Annotated in this window: 17 protein-coding genes; 4 read left to right on the forward strand and 13 right to left on the reverse strand. The window is 41.4% G+C overall.

Translation table 11 applies throughout. The features are described from left to right. Positions 1 to 66: 66 nt before the first annotated feature. From G6R09_RS02215 to agaR, 12 genes are all read right to left on the reverse strand, one after another. Positions 67 to 813, reverse strand: coding sequence for a carbohydrate-binding family 9-like protein (locus G6R09_RS02215; RefSeq protein WP_240345688.1), 747 nt, complete (start codon positions 811 to 813; stop codon positions 67 to 69). 127 nt (positions 814 to 940) lie between these two features. Next, positions 941 to 1,993, reverse strand: a complete 1,053-nt coding sequence (locus G6R09_RS02220) for a glycoside hydrolase family 105 protein (protein WP_065168735.1) — start codon at positions 1,991 to 1,993, stop codon at positions 941 to 943. Between the two features lie 12 nt (positions 1,994 to 2,005). Continuing rightward, positions 2,006 to 2,761, reverse strand: a complete 756-nt coding sequence (gene kduD / locus G6R09_RS02225; protein WP_065168734.1) for a 2-dehydro-3-deoxy-D-gluconate 5-dehydrogenase KduD — start codon at positions 2,759 to 2,761, stop codon at positions 2,006 to 2,008. Between the two features lie 81 nt (positions 2,762 to 2,842). Continuing rightward, entirely contained in the window at positions 2,843 to 3,673 is an 831-nt protein-coding gene (kduI, locus tag G6R09_RS02230; RefSeq protein WP_163920286.1) for a 5-dehydro-4-deoxy-D-glucuronate isomerase, read from the reverse strand. A 62-nt stretch (positions 3,674 to 3,735) separates the two neighbouring features. Beyond that, positions 3,736 to 4,896, reverse strand: a complete 1,161-nt coding sequence (nagA, locus tag G6R09_RS02235) for an N-acetylglucosamine-6-phosphate deacetylase (protein ID WP_065168732.1) — start codon at positions 4,894 to 4,896, stop codon at positions 3,736 to 3,738. 2 nt (positions 4,897 to 4,898) lie between these two features. Next, positions 4,899 to 5,342: a PTS galactosamine/N-acetylgalactosamine transporter subunit IIA gene (agaF, locus tag G6R09_RS02240; RefSeq protein ID WP_060997256.1), complete on the reverse strand. Its 444-nt coding sequence runs from the start codon at positions 5,340 to 5,342 to the stop codon at positions 4,899 to 4,901. Between the two features lie 85 nt (positions 5,343 to 5,427). Beyond that, complete coding sequence (locus tag G6R09_RS02245; protein WP_060997257.1) at positions 5,428 to 6,321, reverse strand: PTS system mannose/fructose/sorbose family transporter subunit IID; 894 nt, start codon at positions 6,319 to 6,321, stop codon at positions 5,428 to 5,430. After that, a complete protein-coding gene (gene agaW / locus G6R09_RS02250) occupies positions 6,311 to 7,084 on the reverse strand; it encodes a PTS N-acetylgalactosamine transporter subunit IIC (protein WP_065168731.1) in 774 nt (257 codons plus the stop codon). The genes G6R09_RS02245 and agaW overlap by 11 nt, the downstream gene beginning before the upstream one ends. A 41-nt stretch (positions 7,085 to 7,125) precedes the next feature. Next, complete coding sequence (gene agaV / locus G6R09_RS02255) at positions 7,126 to 7,626, reverse strand: PTS N-acetylgalactosamine transporter subunit IIB (protein WP_065168730.1); 501 nt, start codon at positions 7,624 to 7,626, stop codon at positions 7,126 to 7,128. A 20-nt stretch (positions 7,627 to 7,646) separates the two neighbouring features. Further along, positions 7,647 to 8,819 carry an SIS domain-containing protein gene (locus G6R09_RS02260; protein ID WP_163920287.1) on the reverse strand — a complete coding sequence of 391 codons (1,173 nt, stop codon included), beginning with the start codon at positions 8,817 to 8,819 and terminating at the stop codon, positions 7,647 to 7,649. A gap of 4 nt (positions 8,820 to 8,823) precedes the next feature. Beyond that, on the reverse strand, positions 8,824 to 10,119 hold the full coding sequence (gene kbaZ / locus G6R09_RS02265) for a tagatose-bisphosphate aldolase subunit KbaZ (protein WP_065168728.1): 1,296 nt from the start codon (positions 10,117 to 10,119) through the stop codon (positions 8,824 to 8,826). Positions 10,120 to 10,168: 49 nt separating this feature from the next. Further along, positions 10,169 to 10,945, reverse strand: a complete 777-nt coding sequence (gene agaR, locus G6R09_RS02270) for a transcriptional repressor AgaR (RefSeq protein ID WP_060997262.1) — start codon at positions 10,943 to 10,945, stop codon at positions 10,169 to 10,171. A 396-nt stretch (positions 10,946 to 11,341) separates the two neighbouring features. On the opposite strand from agaR, the gene G6R09_RS02275 reads away from it, so the two are divergent. Then, positions 11,342 to 12,895: a sulfatase gene (locus G6R09_RS02275; protein ID WP_163920289.1), complete on the forward strand. Its 1,554-nt coding sequence runs from the start codon at positions 11,342 to 11,344 to the stop codon at positions 12,893 to 12,895. Positions 12,896 to 12,999: 104 nt separating this feature from the next. After that, the gene (locus tag G6R09_RS02280; protein ID WP_163920291.1) at positions 13,000 to 13,728 is read left to right on the forward strand and encodes an oligogalacturonate-specific porin KdgM family protein; all 729 of its coding nucleotides are present in this window, start codon (positions 13,000 to 13,002) and stop codon (positions 13,726 to 13,728) included. Positions 13,729 to 13,823: 95 nt separating this feature from the next. On the opposite strand, the gene G6R09_RS02285 is transcribed toward G6R09_RS02280, so the two are convergent. Then, the gene (locus G6R09_RS02285; RefSeq protein WP_163920293.1) at positions 13,824 to 14,732 is read right to left on the reverse strand and encodes a DUF808 domain-containing protein; all 909 of its coding nucleotides are present in this window, start codon (positions 14,730 to 14,732) and stop codon (positions 13,824 to 13,826) included. Between the two features lie 766 nt (positions 14,733 to 15,498). Here G6R09_RS02285 and speA point away from each other — a divergent pair. Continuing rightward, entirely contained in the window at positions 15,499 to 17,418 is a 1,920-nt protein-coding gene (gene speA, locus G6R09_RS02290; protein WP_163920295.1) for a biosynthetic arginine decarboxylase, read from the forward strand. 107 nt (positions 17,419 to 17,525) lie between these two features. Further along, entirely contained in the window at positions 17,526 to 18,443 is a 918-nt protein-coding gene (speB, locus tag G6R09_RS02295; RefSeq protein ID WP_065168725.1) for an agmatinase, read from the forward strand. Positions 18,444 to 18,591: the final 148 nt, after the last annotated feature.

An 18,591-nucleotide genomic window follows, 5' to 3' on the forward strand; every position in this document is an offset into this window, starting at 1 on the left:
TATGCCGTATGATATAAATATCAGCATAAACCTTATTTTTTAATGGTCTATATTAATTAAAGATCGTTATTTTACTAACTGGCAATGGCCAAATGTTTGCGGGTTATGGAAGTTTGGCTTAGGTGTTTTAGGATCTATCCATGTCATCCACCCCATATCCAACTTGCCATCTGCTTGTTGAGTGAATTCTGCCCGCATTAAAGCACACAATAATTGCGTTTGTTGTTTATTCTGCCATAGCGATAAATCGGTCAATGTTTGCAGGGGTAATTTACCTTCAACAACATAGCCGCTATCGGTTAAACTTGCTTTGGTTTCTAAGCCTTTCCATGTCCAATTACTGTCTAATGATGCCCGTTTTTTATTGACCATGTCATAGCTGGCTTCTGCACTAAACACGCGTGCTTTAGGATCAATTTCCATGGTGTAATAACGCGATAATTGCACATCTTTGGCAAGGAAAATTTCCACGCGATCGGAATCTAAAATAGCACGTTCTGGATCTGTGCCAATCGCAACATTCGCATCCGTTACTGTGTATTGAAAATAGACAGAATCAGCATGCCACACAGCTTTAAATTCTGTTGCTGGTGCGGGCGTATCACGCCAAGGAAAAGTAAAATCGGTTAATGCTTGAGCTGATTTCCATTCATTATCATGGGCGATACCATCAATAACAGGAGCAACCTTAGCATGATTGATGTTATATACCGCAGCAACAGGCTCAGCCGTTGGAGTCACTGTTTCAGCAACCACATGGTAACTTGTCATACTTGCTGTCACAGCAGCAGCTATAATGGCTAACTTATTCATTACAATATCCTTATGTATATTCATCGTTTTTAGCTAATTCGATATGAACCATAAAAAAGCCGATCTCGCATGTAGATCGGCTTGAACTCACCTAGCTTTCAACTTATAGCGTTGACGTTATTGTTATTTATTCGACCAGATCAGCAACTGCTGTTGCAGCTAATAAAAATGCGCCAGCACCGTAATCAATATTATGTTCAAAGGCGACATCACGCGGATTAAATGCAGGTAACTGTACCCAACCGATCATGCCATTATCATGAATACAGCTTTGCAGAGCAGTCCATGACGTTTCAACCACAGGCAGATATGTTTCAGCATCAAGATGCCCGTGTTTAATTCCCCACGCTAAACCGTAACAGAATAATGCGGTAGCGCTGCTTTCTGGTGCAGGGAAATTTTCAGGATCGAGCAAACTTGTACGCCAAAAACCATCAGCTTGCTGATACTTAATCACTTCTGCTGCAAGCGAGCTAAACAACGCTAAATATTTTTCACGCTGTGGATAATCTTCTGGCATACGCGCAAGTAAACGTGGCACAGCGGCTAATACCCAGCCAATACCTCGGCTCCAGAAGACTTTATTACCGTTAGCTTCTCGTAATTCGCCACCATTACCGTCAGGAATATAACGGTAATCACGGTAGAATAAACCCGTTTCAGGATCGAGCAAATGCTCAACTGAATCCCAAAATGCAGTGTTCATGTAATCAAGGTACTTAGGATCACCGGTGCGTTGGGTTAATGCCGCAAATGTGGGCGGTGCCATAAATAATGAATCACACCACCACCAATCTTTACGACCAGGCTGTGGATTATCAACCATAAGATCTAACGCTTTAATGGTTGGCTCTAACGCTTCCACTTGATCAATTAATGGATAAACATCAAGGTAGGCTTGGCAGCAAATATGATCATCAGCAAAACGATCATTAGGCCCGGTTCTAAAACCAGTATGAAGGGTATAATTCATCACCCCATCAAGGTATTCATTATCATCTGTTGCTAGCCATGCTGCAGAGACACATGACCAAAATACGCCACGCTCCCAGTCAGTATCTTTAATAAAACGAGTTTTACCGCTGCGACGAACCACACTGCGAGTTTGGTTTTGTGCTTGGTAACGATAAACACGCTTCATTGCCGTTAAAATCGTTTCTTTTGAACCTAATGCTGCCATGATCTGCTCTCCTTAGCGCGCTAACCAACCACCATCTACCGCGATGGTGTAACCATTAATGTAATCACTCGCACTTGATGCTAAAAAGACTGCTGGGCCTTCTAAATCTGACGGTAAACCCCAACGATTAGCTGGAATACGCTCTAAAATTGCCGCATTACGTTCAGCATCAGCACGAAGGGCTTCAGTGTTATCAGTTGCCATATAACCTGGAGCAATCGCATTAACATTAATATTATATTCAGCGAGTTCAGTCGCTAACGCGCGGGTTAGTCCCATAACTGCAGATTTACTTGCAGTGTATGATGGTACGCGAATGCCGCCTTGGAAAGATAACATCGAAGCGATATTAATAATTTTGCCGCCATTACCTTGTTCAACAAAACGTTTAGCCACGGCTTGTGATAAGAAGAACAATGTCTTTTGGTTAATGTTAATTACATCATCCCAATCACTTTCAGAAAATTTAAGCAGATCTTGACGACGAATAATGCCAGCATTGTTAATTAAAATATCAACATGCCCCATCACTTCTACCGCTTCTGCAACAATGCTTTCCAGCTTATCTTGCTGCATAAGGTTGGCGGTGATGTAATGGAATTTACGTCCTAATGCTTCAATTTGTGCTTGAGTTTCAGGCGCGGCTTGATGGCCAATACCCACAATATCAGCCCCTGCTTTTGCAAGTCCTAATGCCATACCTTGACCAAGACCTGTATTACAACCAGTCACAATCGCGACTTTACCGCTTAAATCAAACATATTCATCGAGTTCTATCCTTGTATAGTAACGCTAGCAATAGTCGCCAACGCTACTCACTAAATTCATTAATAATTAACCACAACGGCTTATTTAAGATCGCTCATCGCAACATGATCCATATCGTGGAAAGTTTGGTTTTCACCTACCATTCCCCAAATAAAGGTATACGCTGCAGTACCAACACCAGAGTGAATTGACCAACTAGGGCTAATCACAGCTTGTTCATTGCGTACCACAATATGGCGAGTTTCTTGAGGCTCACCCATGTAATGGAACACGATGTTGTCTTGGCTCATATCAAAATATAGGTACACTTCCATGCGACGCTCATGGGTATGACATGGCATAGTGTTCCACAAACTACCTGCAGCGAGTTCCGTCATGCCCATTAATAACTGACAAGTTGGTAACACTGATGGGTGTAAGTACTTATAAATAGTACGAACGTTACAGTTTTCTTGACTACCAATTTGCTCTGGTGATGCATCTTCACGGGTAATTTTACGGGTTGGGTAACCATGATGAGCAGGCGCACAATTTAAGTAGAAACGGGCTGGTTTATCGGCAATCACACTTTCAAAACGAATATTCTTAGCGCCCATTCCCACATAGATAGCTTCACGTGAGCCAATCTCAAATGTTTCACCATCAACAATCACTAACCCAGGCGCACCAATATTGATCACACCTAATTCGCGACGTTGTAAAAAGTAATCAACCCCTATTTCTTTACCGCCTTCAAATTCGATAGCCGTTGTGGTTGGCACTGCTGCTCCCACAATAATGCGATCGATATGACTATAGGTAAGATTGATTTGACCTTCTTGAAACATATTTTCAATTAAGAACTGCTCACGAATACCTGCAGTATCTAATTGCTTAGCATGCTGGCTATGAATTGGTTGACGAATTTCCATGAAAAACCTCTTAAATCATTACATTACTCACAGCAGTTAAATAGGCTGTGAATGATTACAAATTATTGTTGAGCCGATGCTGGGTAATGCCACTCACCATCGATTAACGTTGCTTGAATTTCAAATTGGCTATTAAGCACAGCAAAACTGGCGTTATATTCAGGGGCAATGGCACCTAATTGATCGTCAATACCCAAATATTTTGCAGGTACTGCGGTTGCCATCTGAATCGCTTCCCATTCCGGTACATTGGCTAATAAGATCATATTGCGAATAGCTTGATCTAAACTGCAAGTACTACCAGCCAAAGAGCCATCATCAGTACGTGCTTCACCATTGGTTACGTTAACCATCTGCGCACCTAGTTGATACTTACCATCTTCAAGACCACCAGCACGCATGCAATCAGTAATTAACGCCATACCTTGATAGCCTTTGATACGATAAGCGAGTTGCATCATTACAGGATGAACATGAATACCATCAGCAATCAGTTCAACTAACATATCGTGATAAAGCACTGCCCCTGCACAACCTGGCTCACGGTGATGTAAGCCACTCATACCGTTAAATAAATGCACACCACAATCGGCACCATGGTGATGGGCTTGGGTCACTTGTTCAAAATTGGCATTGGTATGTGCAATCGAGGTTTTAATACCGTTATCGGTTAACCACTGAATAGCTTCACTAGCACCATCATATTCAGGTGCAAGGGCGACGCGTAATAATGAATCTGCAGCAACTTCTTTTAATTCTGCTAACGCCGCAATGGTTGGCGCGGTTAAATATTGAGTTGGGTGTGAACCTCGATGTGTTGCTGTAAAGTAAGGCCCTTCAAGAAAGCTGCCTAATAACCTTGCCCCTGATGGTTGCGGTTGCTCACAGAAATGGCGCACTTGTTGTAAAGCAGACACGATGTCTAGCCAAGGTGCGGTTACTGTGGTTCCAACCCATGCCACTACGCCTGTTGCTGGTAATGCTTGGGCGATAGTTTGTAAAGCTGCTGGCGTTGCATCCATGACATCTGCGCCTGCACGGCCATGGATATGAATATCAATAAAACCAGGAACTAATGTTTGACCTTCTAATTCAATCACTTCGCAATCAAAAGGTCGGCTATCAGTAACGCTTTCAACCTTACCGTTATTCACTACTACATAGTGGTTATAGCGGATCCCTGTGGGGGTGAATATACGTTGTGGATGAAGTGCAAAGCGCATAATTACAGTCCGTCTTCACATTCAAGTTCAGCTGATTGCGTCATCATGCTGTTAAGTTCACGACGCATGTCTTTCATGCATGACATACCAATATCAAGCAAGGTATCAACAAGATCAGTTAAGTCTGCATCATCACGCTCAAAGGCAGCATTGGCAATCATCGGTAAATTAGCGCCGCCAATAAGTTCTACATTAGGGGTATCCATTACTATTGCTAAGGCGCGATTAGCGGGAGATCCACCAGGAATATCGGTTAAAAATAACACGCCATCACCACTATCCACATCGGCTGCGGCTTGACGTAAAGCCTGTTCTAGCTCATCGGTAGACATGGTTTCAACAAAATCCACATACGTCATTTGTTCTTGCTCACCAGCAATGGCGCGAACCGCTGATTCCATACCTGATGCAAAGTTAATATGACCTGAAACGACGATACCAATCATGATTCTTTCCTTGAAAATAAGGGGGAGCATCGTCCCCCTTGATATTATTGATGATGACTCTCATCACCACTAAACGAGGGTGTTATTACAAAATACCGAGCATGTGGCCGACAACACCGGCTGCTAATGTGCTGAAAATCAATACTGGTGGCTTAGCCCAGAATCCTGTTCCTTTCACCATTTTGAGCATGAAGAACACCAACATCAGCGGCAGAATATTTGGCATCACCTTGTCAAATAATGCGGTTTGCAAGTCGACCACCTTGCCCCCCAGTTCGAGACTGAGGGTGGTCTGCACCTTGATAAAGGTCGCGGAGAGCGCACCAATCACAAAGATACCCATAATATTGGCGGCTTTTGCCAACTTCTCAGTTGAATCGCTCATGTTAACCATCGCGGCAGTACCCGCTTTGTAACCCATGAACATCAAACCAAAGTAAACTGCAAAGTGAACAATTTGGTATAAGAAGAAGAACACAAATGGACCGGCAATAGAGCCTTCCATTGCAATTGACGCACCTAACGCTAGGGTTAATGGCATCAAGGTCATGTGGTCGATAGCATCACCAATACCACCTGTTGGTCCCATTCCCGCCACTTTCATTACGTTAACGGTTGATGGTTTTTCTTTGTTCTCTTCCATCGCAATCGCTGTACCTAATAAGAAGGTAAACAGCTTAGGTGAGGCATTGAAAAACTGCAGATGGTTCTTTAATGCTTTGGCTAAATCGGCTTTGTTATCACCGTGAATTTTTTTCAGTGCTGGAATAATTGAGTAAGCGAAACCACCCGCTTGCATACGTTCAAAGTTAAAGTTACCTTCCATGAATAGACCGCGGATAGAACACATCCAAAGATCTTTCTTAGTGATCACTTTGCGTGGCGTGGTATCTTCGTATGCATCGATATCATCAACCAAACTTACATGTTGTTCCGTGTTTTTATCGCGAAGTGTTCCCGCTGTGATATCAGATGCCATCTTCATATTCTCCAGGTTGGTTGTTATTAGAGCCGCCGTTGTTTGAACCGCTAAAGAAGTAGTACAGTGCTGCAATTGAAGCGCCGATAATTGCGACAGCCATAATTGGTAGTTTTAAGTAAGTAGTCATGACGAAGCCAATGAAGAACACACCCGCCACTTCTTTTGACCACATGATTTTCAACAACATAGCGAAACCAATCGCAGGAACCATCTTGGCACCAATACCCAAACCAGTTAGCAGTGCTTTTGGTGCATTTTCATCAATCCAAGTCGCCGCATGCTCACCAAAGTAAACCGTTACAAAAGCCACTGTGGCATACAGCATTGCACGCGATAAGATGGTGACAATTAACAGCTTATCAATGCCTGCAGAATCCCCTCTTTCAGCATAGCGATCCGCTTTACCCATAGTGAATGATGTCATTGCAAAGAAGCCGATAACCAACATCTGCATCAATACTGCAATCGGCATACCCACACCCATCGCCACTTCTGCTGACTGACCCGTCATCACTGCAAAAGCAACCGCAGCAATCGTACCTAATGTTACATCTGGTGGCTGAGCACCGGCGTTAGGGACTAAACCTAACCAAGCAAGTTCTAATGTCGCACCTGCAATCAAGCCAATTTGCATGTCACCCATGATCAAGCCCACAACCGGACCTGTAATAAGCGGACGGTGAATATTCAATGCAACATCGTATTTATCGATACCACAAAAGAAAGCCCACACCGCTACTAACGCAGCTTCAAAAAACATGATTTATTCCTTTTACACGTTTGGCGTTTGACTATCGCGACTTAAGCAGCGCTGGTAGCCAGTTCAAGTACATTAATTGGTTTTTGATCTGGGGTATTTTGAATAGTGCAAGTTACCCCTTTCGCCACCATGCGTTCAAAAGCATTAATATCTTTATCATCAACAGAAACGGTCTTATTAATCTGACGCTTACCTTCGTGATAATGCATATTACCGACGTTACAATGCGTAATAGGCACCCCACCTTCAACTAAACGCGCTACATCAGTTGGGTTATTACACAAGATAAAAATCTTTTGTTGCGGAGAAGCTTTACCGATAACATCAATTGTTTTTTGGATTGAGAAGAAACGCACGGCATATTCCCCCCCAGCTGATGCTTTCATACCTGCTTGCATAAAAGCCGCATTTGGACCTTCAGCTGCATCATCATTGGCAACCAAAATAAGGTTAGCGCCTGAATGTTTACCCCAAGTAATACGAATTTGACCATGTAACAAACGTTCATCAATTCGTGTCCATACAATGTTTGGCGTTGTCATGATTGTTCTACCTTTCGTAATTATTTCAAATAATCATATAAATAATGGATAGTAACTCCTTGCACTACACGGTTAACTTCGCCAGTAGGACATGGGTTATCAGGTGTATTCCCTAGTGCAAGTGCGCGATGGAACGAGTACATTTGCGCATACAGCATATAAGGAAAAAGTAATTCAACATCGGTCGCGGTTTCCATGCTAGGGACATGAATAACATCAGCACTTGCTTCAATCTCATCTGCTTGCGCTGTAATCGCTACCACTCGAGCTGCAATATTATCGCGACAAAGTTCAGCTAAAAGATCCAAGTCATATTTACGGGTATATGGGTCGTTACTTATAAACACCACAATCATCGTATTTTGATTCACAATAGATTTTGGTCCATGGCGAAACCCTAATGGAGAATCAAATGTTGCAACGACTTTACCTGACGTTAGTTCAAGTAATTTCAATGCCGACTCTTGGGCTAAGCCTTGTAAACCACCACTGCCTAGATAAATAACCCGCTCTAGTTCTTGACTAGCAGTATCCTTTATTTGGGTATTTAAATCTTTGATCAGCCCCACAGAACACTTACAAATGCTTTCGATACCTTTCGTGTAATCGTTGCCATACATTAAAACCGAAAAAGCTGCTAGCATCATTGATGAAAAACTTGAGGTCATGGCAAAAGATTGGTCATTGGTTTCAGCGGGCATAAGAAGTGCAAGTGATTGCTTATCATTTTTACAACACTTATATAACTGCCCATCGACATTACAGGTCAATACTAAGTGAAAACACTCAGTTAATGTTTGATTAGCAAGCTCAACCGCAGCCACACTTTCAGGGCTATTACCTGAGCGTGCAAACGACACTAATAAGGTAGGAATATTTTCGGCAAAACATTGACTAGGATTTGACACAATATCAGTGGTTGAAATAGCCTCAACACGACGTTGTAAACGCTGAGATAAGCCTAAAGCTAAAGAACGACCAGCAAACGCTGACGTACCCGCTCCAGTTAACACAATGCGTAAATTAGAATAATTATAAACTTTATCCATAAAGCATTTAATTTGTGCTTCACACTCACGTGTAATTGCCGCAGTTTGCGCCCAACAATCAGGTTGTTGGTTGATTTCTTTTGCGGTCCAATAACCCGAAAAACGCTGAAGTTCAGCTGCTGAATAACCTAAATATTGTTCCATGTATTTAAACCTCTGCGATTAATTTTTCAGTACATGCTTGAGAGTAAGCACGTAAAACTTGACGAATTGTGTCTAATACCAATGCTTTAGGATCTGATGAAATTAAACCTTCACGCAGATGTTGAAATTGCTGTGGCATATATTGACTAAGAAGGGGTAACGGAATATCCACTCGAGATAAATTTCTAAATAAAGTTGCTTGGGCTTGATTAATCACACTATCAGGCCAGTAATAGCGCATACGATCACTAAAGCTAAAACAGCGCGAGAAGCGTTGTTCAGATTCATTGCCATGATAATATTTTTGCCAATGCTGTGGGGCTTCACACATTTGCGCTTCAATACATTCACGTAAATTAGAACAATGTGCTTTAGGAATAATTTCAGCTTCAATTTCACATAAATTAAATAGTGCTTCACGCATAGCAAAGGTCAATGCTGGGCCCACTTTCAAAATAGCAAAGTGGTCTTGAACTAATTGACGATAAGCTGCATGGGTTTGATAGTCTGTCGAGTGCGCTTCAAATACCATGTGAGGAAAACTATCAACCACACCACTGAGCACATTCGCTTTCTCTGGGCAATAATCAATAACACCAGTATGATCAAATTCAACTCCAGGTTGAACCACTAATCCAATCACACGTGTCCAACAATCAGCTATATTTGCAGCAGCAAACGCACGTTGATGAGTTTCGATTGTTTTCATTGCAGCTTGTGGTGACGTCACTTCCACCGTATTTAACGTTTCTGCTGCACCACCAGGGACAGGCACTTCAGTACCAATGACATACACAAGATCGCTATAACCAAAAGTTGCTAATGCTGTTTTTTCGGCAATTGCACCTAAACGTGCAGCACGTTCCGCAACGGTATCATCAGAGAGAGGAATGGGATCATCAGCGCAAGACATGCTGCAATCTAAATGGATTTTCTTAAAGCCTGCAGCGACATAAGCAGCAATTAAATCATCGGCATTCATCATTGCTTCAGCAGCTGTTAGATGCTGCCAGCGATTAGGACCAAGATGATCACCACCTAAAATCAGTTTATCGGTAGGGAAATGAAATTGTTCAGCCATCGTTAATACAAAGTGACGAAAATCAATCGGTGTCATTCCGGTGTAACCACCAAATTGATCTACTTGATTTGACGTCGCTTCGATTAATAAAGCTGAGTTATCATCCAACGCTTGAGCAAATGCCGCTTCAATAACCAGCGGATGTGCAGAGCAAACAGCATAAATACCATTATTGCCACCTGCTTTATGGCGTTGGACAAGCGTTTGTAGGGTGTTCATTTATTAACTCCACAATCATCATCTGTGATGTGATCATGGAGTTAATCAGTCAGTGCTCTTTTTCAACAATAATAACTTCTACTTTCATTTCACGAAGACCAGCTAAATAATCTTCAGGAATGCCCGCATCTGTTACTAAAATATCAATATTTCCGAACTCACGAATCATATGGCAGCTACGTTTACCAAACTTTGTCGAATCAGCTACCGCAATCACTTGTTCAGAAATTTCACACATTAAACGGTTGAGGCTTGCCTCTTGCTCGCTGTGTGTCGTGATACCAGCTCGTAAATCAAAGCCATCAACCCCAAGAAAAACTTTATCAAAACGAAAATTCTTGAGGCCAGCTTCGGCTTGAGAGCCTGAAAAAGATAACGCTTCTTTACGAAGTACGCCACCTGACATTAAAACTTCAACACCCGGTGCTGAAGCTAACTCCATTGCCACATCCAGACCATTGGTCATGACAACAACATTTTCCATACTTTTTAAGCTGGCTGCGATTTCGCGTGTTGTTGTCCCAGAATCTAAAATTACAGTGTCACCGTCATGAATAAGCTTGGCAGCGGCTTGGCCAAGAAGCGATTTAACTCCTGCGTTATGCCGGCGCTTTTCATGAATAGTTAATTCAGCAATCACACCTGAGTTAGGAATAGCTGCGCCATGAGAACGCACTACATAACCATTCTTTTCTAAGAAACTCAGATCACTACGAATCGTGACACTTGATACATTAAATTTTTCTGCGAGATCCTCGACACGGGCTTTTCCTTCTTGGTTCACCACGTTGACGATTTCCATTCGCCTTTCAATTGCACTTTTCACTTTTGTCTCCTTGTGAAACCAAACAAAATCTCTTTCATTTAATTTCGAAATAATCTTACACTTAAAAAACAAAGCCACAATGCGACAAGACAAAACTTTTGATCTCTTTCACATTCTTTCGATATCTTTCGGTGAAATCTTACGTAAGGTTACGTAAGTCCTTCTATCATATAGAACGAAAGTCAATAAACCAACTATTCATAGCTTGAATTTATAAAATACCGCGTCATCTCTCTTATATTTATCGCAAATTAATCAGTAATTACATTATTTTGCTTTCGATCTCTTTTATGTGACCAATTACACAGTCAAGAAACTTTCATTAGCTTACGATCCGAAGCAACTCAAAAGCTTATGCTCTAGTACTATATATTTTCAATTTATAAGGATTTGTTGATGTCTATATCACGTCGAGGATTACTAAAAGGTATGGCAGCTAGTGGTGCTGTTGCTGCAACCTTATCTGCGGGTTATACCCAAGCGGCAACGGCTTCAAAAGCAAGCTCACAAAAAACACTTAAAAAACCTAATTTAGTCATCATATTTCCTGATGAATTTCGTGCTCAAGCATTAGGTTTTATGCAGCAAGATCCATCAATGACACCCAATATTGATAAATTTGCACGTCAAAGTGCCGTTTTACGCCAAGCTGTATCAAACTTTCCACTATGCACTCCGTTCCGTGGCATGTTAATGACTGGGCAATACCCTTACCGTAATGGTATTCAAGGTAATAGCCACACAGGTGTTGAAGGCCAATTTGGTGGTAAAGATTTCGGTATTGAATTAAAGAAAAGTACATTAACGTGGTCAGATGTTCTTAAAAGACAAGGCTATAGCATGGGTTATATCGGCAAATGGCACCTAGATGCACCACAAGCCCCTTTTATCCCTAGCTACAATAACCCAGCTGAAGGGCGTTATTGGAATGATTGGACAGCGCCTGATCGTCGTCATGGGTTTGACTTCTGGTATGCCTATGGCACCTATGACAAACATATGACGCCAATGTACTGGACCAATGATACAACGCGCGATAAACCTCTGCGGATTAATCAGTGGAGCCCTGAGCACGAAGCTGATATCGCAATTAAATATCTACGCAATGAAAATGGTCAATACCGTAAGCAAGATCAGCCATTTACACTTGTGGTTTCGATGAATCCACCTCATTCGCCTTATGATCAAGTACCACAAAAGTATTTAGATCGCTTTAGTGGTAAAACATCACAACAATTAAATACCCGTCCTAATGTGCAATGGGATAAACTTTACCAAGAAGGCTATGGTCCGCAGTATTTTAAACAATATATGGCAATGGTTAATGGAGTTGATGAGCAATTCGGACGCATTATTGATGAATTAGATCGCCTCAACCTTACTGAAGATACGTTAGTGGTGTTTTTCTCTGATCATGGCTGTTGCATGGGTTCAAACGGTAATCCAACTAAGAATGTTCACTATGACGAAGCCATGCGTATTCCAATGATCTTCCGGTGGCCGGGTAAGCTTAATCCACAGCAAAATGATTTGTTATTTTCAGCACCAGACATTTACCCAACCATGCTGGGTTTAATGGGCATGGAAAATCTCATCCCAGATACCGTTGAAGGTACGAACTTTGCCAATACTCTACGTGGCATTGATGGTGATAGTAAACCAACATCACAATTTTACACTTTTATGCCCTATGGCGGCCAATCATATGGACGACGTGGCATTCGCTCGCAACGCTATACCTTAATGATTGATAGAAAAATTGGTAAGCCGCTGACTTATGTATTGCATGACAATCAAATTGACCCATACCAAATGGAAAATATTGCTGCTACGAATCCAATGCTTATCGACAAATTAATTACTGAAGAATTAATACCATGGCTTGAGCACACAGGCGATCCATGGCGACCAACAACCGTACCGGCACACAGCGCCAATGCTTACTTATAGCCGTTCATAAATAACCTGTAATAGATCTTTTTATTATTAATTTAACGCTGTCTCTATTTAACAGAGAAAGCGCGACATAACTCATATTAAATTAAGGACAATCAATGAATACCATCACTAAAGTAATCCTTGCAACGACCCTTTTATCTGCGACAAGTTTTAGCTATGCCAACGATTACAAAACTACTATTGAATATCGCCATGAATATCGTGATGGTACTAATCGTCATGGCGATCGCGTAAAAGCATTTTTAGATACGGGTAAGAATATTGGTTTTGAATTAGACGCGCGTTATAACAATGATCAACTCAATACCATGTTTGATGGTATGACAATGAACGGCTCTGAGTTTTCAGCGTATTACTACAAAAAGTTAACTGATAACATTATGGGCATCGGTGGCCTTTCACTCGATTTCACCTCGCAAGGTTTAGTTTATGTACCTTACGCACGTTTAAACTATCGTTTTGATAATGGTATTCGTGTTCAAGGTCGTTATAAGTGGAAGTTCTGGGATTACAATCAACAAAACCTTAATCAACAAAATTATATTTCTAAAATTCAAGAAGTTGATTTCTGGCTAGGTTACAACACCAATAATTGGGACTTCCAATATGAGTTCCAAATTTGGCAAGAAATGGAAGGCGATGCACTACCACAATTCGACAATAAAGATACTAACTACCTGCATAACTTCCGTTTAATGTACACCTACAAAACCGTTGAAGGCACAATGTGGCGCCCCTTCGTAGAAGTGGGGAACGTTAGCCAAAGTCGTTATACAGACAATCGTCAAACACGTTACCGTATGGGTATTAAATACACGTGGTAATAACGTAAAATAGATCATAAAAAAATGCCAGTGCTTAATATCACTGGCATTTTTGATTTTATATCTTGCTGATTTAGCACACTAACAATAATAAATTAATGTGCAGACTTACCACGAATTTTATTTATTAAACTCACAACCACCAGCACTGCAATACCGGCAATAATACCTACGACACCGTTTAATAACGGCGGCACAATGGTATGAGATCCAGAAAAGGTGACCTGCTGAGTTAATTGTTCAACCAAGGTGTGTATTTGCGGAATACTGTGAACCACAATACCACCACCGACTAAAAACATCGCAATAGTACCAACTACGGCTAATGTCTTCATTAAATAAGGCGCAACATTGACCAATAACGAGCCAAAACTGTGCTTAAATCCAGCTCCGTTGCTATGTTTTACAAGATACAAACCCGCATCATCAAGCTTAACAATCCCTGCAACCAAACCGTAAACCCCAGCTGTCATTACCGCCGCAATAAGACTCACCACAATAGCTTGAGTTAAAAAGGGATGATCTTGTACTGTGCCTAATGTAATCACAATAATTTCAGCCGATAACACAAAATCGGTTCTTATTGCTCCTTTTATTTTTTCACGTTCATAGGCGACTAAATCAACATTCTCTGCCGATATTTGCTGTGGCTTGACATCGCTATCATGGTGAAATAATTTTTCAGCAATCTTTTCAACGCCTTCAAAACATAAAAATAAACCGCCCAATAATAACATCGGCACAATTAACCATGGCGCCACGACACTGATTAATAACGCCGCAGGGACTAAGATTAATTTATTTTTAAATGAGCCTTTTGCAACGCCCCACACCACAGGTAACTCACGCTCAGCACGCACACCAGTAACCTGTTGCGCATTTAATGCCAAATCATCACCTAAAACACCTGCGGTTTTACGCGCAGCGACTTTGGTCATCACGGCAACATCATCAAGTACCGTTGCGATATCATCAAGCAAAGTTAATAAACTTGCACCAGCCACTAAACACTCCTTTAATTACCCTCTAAAGGGCAAATTAACAATCTAATATTTATAAACGTAATAGATGCTCTTATACACTTTTACGTACTAACATTACATTTATTGGCTATTAATTTCTCTAATATTAAATATTGGGAAACTTTTTTTATATCAATAAATTTAATTGGTTACATATCGAGTAACATATATATTATTAATAATACATACGTAGTTGTTATGCTTACTCTAGATTTAATCTTCACCTTTAATCGTAACAACTAAAATTAATCATAACGACAAATCTTTTTTGTTTGCACTAAAAACAATTCAATTGTCTAATCGCAACGCACCCAATTATTGGTTTGAGGTGTAGACTGAGATTGCATCGGGCATTCTTATTCCCTGTCATACTGTGCTTGTTGTAATAGCACGACCTTTAAAGGTAATGACAATGAAAACTCTCGCCGCATTATACTCGAGGGCTTTTTTTAGCCTCAATAAAGTATGCGACAACGCAACAACCAAAGCCAAACCTCACCTATCAAGAAGAACAATCCGTTTGTTCATGACTTGTAATGACGATTCCAGCTCAGATAGTCCCAGTAGCTTGTAATTGAAAATGCTATAGCGCCAATCTGCGCGATTAGATTTCAATAACAACGTACATTTATTCTGACCGTTATCGTGTCAGTCACCACACTATTTCGATATTTACTGCAGCCAAGCAGGGATGTTATACACCTGTATTTTATGGCTACGGTATTTTCGCTCAGGAAGAGATTAAACAATGAGTGATTGGACAATTAATAATGCCCGTGACGTTTATAATACACCTTACTGGGGCCAAGGTTATTTTGATATAGCGCAAGATGGCTCAGTTGTTGCCCGTCCCGATATTAATAACCCAGCCAATACTATCGGCTTATCGCAACTTGCTGATGAATTAATCGCAGCCGGCGCATCGTTACCGGTTTTAGTACGCTTTGCTGATATTCTGCACCATCGAGTGGATAGCTTATGCAGCGTTTTTAACCAAGCGATTGAAAATTACGGTTATCAAGGCGACTACCTTGCGGTATACCCAATTAAAGTTAACCAGCAACAAGAAGTCGTTAGTGAAATATTAGCCAGCCAATATGCTAAACAGCAGCGTCAATTAGGCCTAGAAGCTGGTAGTAAACCAGAACTTATGGCGGTACTTGCTATGGCGCAAGAGGCAAGTTCTGTCATCGTTTGTAACGGCTATAAAGATCGTGAATATATTCGATTAGCGTTAATTGGCGAAAAGCTCGGCCATGAAGTTTACATCGTCCTTGAGAAACTCTCTGAACTAAAAATTATCTTACAAGAAGCCGCTGAGTTGGGCGTTACGCCACGCTTAGGTCTACGTGCACGTTTGGCTTCTCAAGGTAAAGGTAAATGGCAAGCAAGTGGTGGCGAAAAATCTAAATTTGGTTTATCTGCATCACAAGTATTAACCGTGGTTGAAGAATTACGCCAACGTGAAATGCTTGATTGCTTACAGTTATTACACTTTCACCTCGGCTCACAAATTGCCAATATTCGCGATGTGCGTAATGGTGTTGGTGAAGCGGGTCGTGTGTATGCTGAATTGAAGAAATTAGGCGCAGGGATCACCACCGTTGATGTTGGTGGCGGTTTGGCCGTTGATTACGAAGGGACGCGCAGCCAAAGCAGCTGTTCGATGAACTACAGCATCAATGAATACGCCAATAATGTGGTCTATGTCTTAGGTGATATTTGCCAACAATACGACATGCCAATGCCACGTATTATTTCAGAATCAGGTCGTAACTTAACCGCTCACCACGCGGTATTAATCACTGATGTGGTTGGTATTGAAAGCTATAAGCCAGAATCTATTTCAGCGCCAGCAGCGGATGCACCGCATATTTTGCATAACATGTGGCGCTCTTGGAAAGAACTGACGGATAACGCCGATCACCGTTCATTGGTTGAGCTATACCATGATAACCAAAGCGATTTAGCTGAAGTTCACTCTTTGTTTGCCGTTGGCATGATCAGCTTTATTGATAGAGCTTGGGCTGAACAAGTGAGTTTACGTTTATGTCACCAGCTTGAAAAAACATTATCAGCTAAAAATCGTGCTCATCGTCCATTACTCGATGAGTTACATGAGCGTTTAGCAGATAAATTTTTTGTTAATTTCTCACTGTTTCAGTCACTACCTGATGCATGGGGCATTGAGCAAGTATTCCCTATTTTGCCATTAAGCAACTTAGATAAAGCCCCTGAGCGTCGTGCGATTATTCTTGATATCACCTGCGACTCAGATGGTGCGATTGACCAATATGTTGAAAACCAAGGTATAGAAAGCACACTTCCGGTTCCAACATGGAGTGATGAACAACCCTACCGTATTGGTTTCTTTATGGTTGGCGCATACCAAGAAATTTTAGGTGATATGCATAATCTATTTGGCGATACCGATACCGCCGTGGTGCGTTGTACTACTGATGGTGGTTATTACATCGAAAAAATTGATCGTGGTGACAACGTCGGTGATGTACTGCGTTATGTACACTTAGATTCAAATGAGTTTCTGCGCCAATACCAATTAATGGCACAGCAACACCTCGCTGAAGATGAGCGTGAGAGTATTCTCAAAGAATTGGCAGATGGACTTGAAGGATATACCTACCTAGAAGATGTTCGCGCAATTTAAGACTTAAAAAATAGTCATCCTATTTTGAACACCCTATCACTACAATTAAGCAGTGATAGGACTTTTAGTGGGCCTTTTGCCCTGTAATATTGTTGTTGGAGAAAACCATGGCAACACTAGCTAATTACCCAGATTACTCTTTATATGCCAACGCATTTGGCTTTTTACGTCAACCGTTAAACTTTGCACCAATGGAGTCAGACGCTGATGTTATTATCACTGGAGTGCCATTTGATATGGCAACAACAGGCCGTTCAGGTAGTCGCATGGGGCCGGGGGCTATTCGTCAAATATCAACGAATCTCGCATGGGAAGGCAAACGCTGGCCATGGAATTTTAGCCTCTTAAAATCCATTAAAATTGCCGATTGCGGTGATTTAGTGTTTGATTGTGGTGATGCAGCTCAGATGTGCGAGCGCTTGGAAGCACATGCTACAGGCTTATTAGAGCAAGGAAAAACGCTGCTTACTTTTGGTGGAGATCACTTCGTCACGTTACCATTATTACGCGCTCATGCGAAACGTTTTGGTAAAATGGCATTAATTCACTTTGATGCTCATACTGACACTTATGATCAAGGCAGTAAGTTTGATCATGGCACGATGTTCTACCATGCACCAAAGGAAGGCTTAATTGACCCGACACATTCGGTGCAAATTGGTATTCGTACCGAACACAGTGACAAACTAGGATTTAATGTTATCTCGGCCGATACCGCTAATGATTGGAGTGTGGCGCAGATTGTTGAAAACATTAAAGCCGCTGTTGGCGAGATGCCGGTTTACTTAACGTTTGATATTGATTGTTTAGATCCTGCCTATGCTCCTGGCACGGGGACGCCTGTTTGTGGCGGGATTAGCTCAGATAAGGCACTGAAAATCATTCGTGGTTTACAAGGGATTAATCTTATTGGAATGGATGTGGTTGAAGTTGCACCTGCTTATGATCATGCCGATATTACAGCACTTGCGGCAGCGACCATTGCTACCGATTTATTACATCTGTGGGCAACTAAAAAACAATAACAGACTAATTTAAGCCTATTTTGCGCTGGTTTTACAGCGCAAAATACTAATCCTGCCTTACAATAACGTTACATATACTGCAAACAACCTTTCATAACGCCTTTACCCCACAACATTTTTGTTAATCCTCTCACAAATAAACGACGAA

Source organism: Photobacterium sp. Alg240-V54, assembly GCF_900537155.1.
Taxonomy (GTDB): domain Bacteria; phylum Pseudomonadota; class Gammaproteobacteria; order Enterobacterales; family Vibrionaceae; genus Photobacterium.